Source organism: Frankia sp. CeRuru1 (assembly GCF_977966315.1).
The window spans coordinates 9,448-12,678 of the sequence record NZ_CDWWEW010000133.1 but is presented as its reverse complement, the minus strand read 5'-3'; the positions used below and the strand labels follow the sequence as shown (position 1 = coordinate 12,678).

Annotated in this window: 2 protein-coding genes and 1 pseudogene; all 3 read left to right on the top strand. The window is 70.8% G+C overall.

The window, feature by feature from the left end; all coding sequences use genetic code 11:
- A partial coding sequence (locus AC08OP_RS11855; protein ID WP_476614237.1) for an LmeA family phospholipid-binding protein occupies positions 1 to 883 on the top strand: 883 nt, incomplete at its 5' end.
- 93 nt (positions 884 to 976) lie between these two features.
- Positions 977 to 2,446 carry a cytochrome P450 gene (locus AC08OP_RS11850; protein WP_476614236.1) on the top strand — a complete coding sequence of 490 codons (1,470 nt, stop codon included), beginning with the start codon at positions 977 to 979 and terminating at the stop codon, positions 2,444 to 2,446.
- A gap of 320 nt (positions 2,447 to 2,766) precedes the next feature.
- Positions 2,767 to 3,231: pseudogene (locus AC08OP_RS11845) on the top strand (IS701 family transposase); the annotation flags it as partial.

The following is a 3,231-nucleotide window of genomic DNA, read 5'->3' as shown; positions in this document are numbered from 1 at the left end:
GGTCGGCGTCGTCGAGCGCCGCCTGTCCAGTCGGCTGGCCTGCCTCGGGGCGCTGACCGGCGCCCGCGCGGTCCACATACGCGGCTTCCCGTTCCTCACCCAGGTCGCCGACGGCCATTTCCGGACGGTGACGGTGACGGCCATCGCGCCCGCGCTCGCCACCCACGCAGGTGGTTCCCGAATGTCTGAACGACCGTGCCGTGCAGGCGCCCGGAGGCCGGTGAGCGGCAACGAAAAGGAGCACACGATGATTTCCTCCGACCCGTTCGTCACAGCCCGGTCGGGCGACCCTGCCTTGGCGCCCCCCGTGCTGGCCAGCGGGCCTGGTCCGACGACCACGCCGGCGCTCGTCGGCCGCGGGGGCACGCCGGCCCAGAGACGTCTGCGCCGTCTACTCCTGGTGGTTGCGGCCGTGGCGGTCCTGCGCGGTGTGCAAGCCGGCGTCGCTGCGCTCACCGTGCTGACGGCAGCGGCGCTGCGGCTCGAACAGCCGGTGCCGCATCTGCATGTCACCCGCCTGGCCGAGATTGGGCCCGAGCCGCTGACCCCGCTGACCGCTCTGGTCATGGTCGCCGTGTCTGCGGCCGTGTCCGGCCTTCTGCTCCGCGGTCGCCGGACGGTCACGGCCTTCGCGGCTGTCAAGGCGTTCGCCCTTATCGCGGCGTCGACCATCGCCGGCGTCGTCGCTGCCGGCCCGGTGGGCCTTCGACTGGCCGTCGCGGGGTGCGGCGCGGGCCTGGCCGTCCTGCTGTGGCCGGCGGTCCGACGCGCCGCCGTAACCCTGCTGACGGCGGTCGGCCTGCCGCACGCCACCGGCCGAACCGCCGACGTCGCCCTTGCCGTGAAGATCGGCCTTCTCGTCGCGGTGGTGCTCGTCAGCTAATCGGCTATTAGCACCGCGCGCCCTCAGCATGGCACGCCCGCTTCCCCTACGTCTACCCCACTCACTCCCATCTCCGCCCGAAAGGAAGTCGTGATGAGCCGCGCTCCCCACGTCCGCTCCGTCGCCGCGCCACCGTCCACAGTCAAGACATCCGACGTCAAGACATCCGACAAGGTGCCCGGCTCGGGAGAGGGGCCGGTCGATGCGATCCGGCGGCTGCGTGCCGACCCGCTCACCCGGCTCAACGAGCTGGCCCGCGCCCATGGGCCGGTGGTGCGCCTGGCGAGCTGGCCGGTGTCGGCCTTCCTCGTCACCGACCCGGACGCGATCGCTGACGCCCTGGTCAGCGGACACCGGGCCTACGCCAAAGGTGCCGTACGCCGCGGCGCCGGTTCCCGGCGGACGGTGGTGCAGCCGCTGGCGCTGCTGCTGGGCCAGGGCCTGCTGACCAGCGCTGGGGACACCCACCGCCGGCAGCGCCGGCTGCTGCAGCCGTTGTTCCACAAGCAGCGGATCGCCGGCTACGCCGACGCCTTCGCGGCCATCGCGGACAAGACCGCCGACGGCTGGCGGGACGGGCAGCGCCTCGACGTGCACACCGAGATGACCGAGATGACCCTGGCGATCGTCGCCCGGACCCTGTTCGACGTCGACCTGGACAGCCACGTCGTCAACGTCATCCGGGCCGCTCTCGACCAGAACATGCCCGCGGCCCGCCGAGCCCAACTTCCCGGCTTCACTGCCCTCGAACGACTCCCGCTCCCGGCGCCCCGGCGCCGACGAGACGCCCGGGACGCTCTCGACCGCGTCGTCCACGATCTAATCGCCGACCGCCGCGCCACCGGCGCCACCGGTCACGACCTGCTGTCCCTGCTGCTAACTGCCCGCGACGCCGACACCGGCGCGTCGATGGACGACTCCCAGGTCCGTGACGAGGTGCTCACCCTCCTACTCGCCGGCCACGAGACCACCGCTAACGCATTGGCCTGGACGTTCCACCTGCTCGGCCGGGATCCGGAGGTACTGGCGACCCTGCAGGCCGAACTCGACCGGGTGCTCGGCGAGCGGCGGCCGACGATCGACGACCTGCCCCAGTTGCCCTACACCAACGCGGTCATCAGCGAGGCGATGCGGCTGTACCCGCCCGTCTGGGCCATGGGCCGCCACCTCGTCGAAGACCGCGACGTCGCCGGCTACCGCCTGCCCGCCGGCTCCACCCTGGTCTTCAGCCAATGGGTGGTGCACCGCGACGAGCGCTGGTGGCCGCGGCCGGAACTCTTCGACCCAACCCGCTGGACCGGGCCCGACACCGCCGATGAGCCGGCCGGCGCTGGGCCGAAGATGCGGCCTCGCTTCGCCTACTTCCCGTTCGGCGCCGGCCCCCGCCAGTGCATCGGCAACACCTTCGCCATCGCTGAAGGCGTGCTCGCCCTGGCCACTATCGCCCGCCGCTGGTCCTTCACCCCCGTACCCGGCATGCCCGTCACACCGCAACCCCTGGTCACCCTGCGACCGAAGGACGGCCTACCCATGGTCGCCCACGGTAGGTGCCCGAACCGGTAGCAGCCCCCGGCGCGGGACACATCGCCACCCGGACCGGGCAGCGCCGCGCGGTCTGGAGCGATCCCGCTTCCGTTGACAGCGAACTCAAGCTTCCCCGCCCACAGGGAAGAATTGTCATGGGGTCAGCTCGCCGGAAGTTCACTACCGTCTTCTCCTCAGGCGACCTCATGCTCACGCGACCTCATGCTGCCCGAGCCGCCCTGGTCACGGGCCCACCGGATGACCCTGCCGCCCGGGACTGACGGCCCCTGATCGGCGACGCTCACCGCCCTAATACTCCAACCCGACTTTTGTGATCAGTTGCGGCCCGTGGGCTGACGGTGGGCGGCCGACCCAGCTCGCTCCGACGCAGGTCAGGAATCGAAAAGGCGCTCGACGCAGGTGTCCAGACACGCTGGGCCACCGGGGACGAGGTCTATGGGGCGAACCCAGACCTGCGGGCCGCGATCGCCCGGCGCGGGGTCGGCGCCGTCCTCACCGTCGCGAAAAGTGAGATGGTCACTACGAAGACCGGGCCGAAGAAGGCGATCGACATCGCCGTCATCCTGCCCACCAAGGCGTGGAACCGTATTTCCGCAGGTCACGGCTCCAAAGGCGAGCGGCTCTACGACTGGGCGATCATCGAGGTGACCGACGGCGACCTGCCAGGCCACCACTATCTGATGATCCGACGGAGCATCAGTGACGGCGAGTACGCCTTCTACCGCGCCCAGAGCCCGACCCGCATCCCGTTGCGCACTTTTGTCCGGGTAGCTGGTCTTCGCTGGTCGGTCGAAGATGATTTG

Excerpts from the sequence above, each read along its gene's own strand:
- AC08OP_RS11850 (WP_476614236.1), top strand. The coding sequence starts at position 977 with ATGAGCCGCGCTCCCCACGTCCGCTCCGTCGCCGCGCCACCGTCCACA.